The 518-nt window shown below is 23.9% G+C and carries 1 pseudogene; it reads left to right on the top strand.

Annotated elements, in window-relative coordinates:
• Positions 1–93 precede the first annotated feature (93 nt).
• Positions 94–493: pseudogene (locus tag BBA70_RS04020) on the top strand (phase variable surface lipoprotein); the annotation flags it as partial.
• Positions 494–518: the final 25 nt, after the last annotated feature.

The following is a 518-nucleotide window of genomic DNA, read 5'->3' on the forward strand; positions in this document are numbered from 1 at the left end:
TTACCTTTTTCATCTATTTTATGCATTAAATAATCATCATAAAAAATACTCTTATTTCCTTTAATAGGTCGGTTTTTTAAACCCCAAAGCATAATCTTTATCAGTACACAAATAACGAGAATATCCACAAAAGACTTATTTCAAATCCAAAACTTTTTACAAACATTAAAAGGAGAATTATTAAATATTACAATTGTTTCTCATTCTAAAAAGAAAAATTCCTATCAACAAGCCAATTATCGCCCAAAAAACCAAACTCTATTTGTAGACCCTCAAATCTTAGATGAAATAAAAAAATATAGAATAGAAATAATCAAAAATCATCATTCCGAAGAACATAATAATATAACTCTAAACAACCACATAAAACCCAAAATAATACCCTTAAAAAAACATTTCTCTATCTTCCCCAAATATAAATATCTCAACGAACAAAAAGACTACATTAAAGAATTTAATAAGCAAAATAAACATAGATAAGTTAGATACTTTAAATTAGATTTTAAAAAGTAAATAAT

Source organism: New Jersey aster yellows phytoplasma (assembly GCF_002554195.1).
Taxonomy (GTDB): domain Bacteria; phylum Bacillota_I; class Bacilli_A; order Acholeplasmatales; family Acholeplasmataceae; genus Phytoplasma.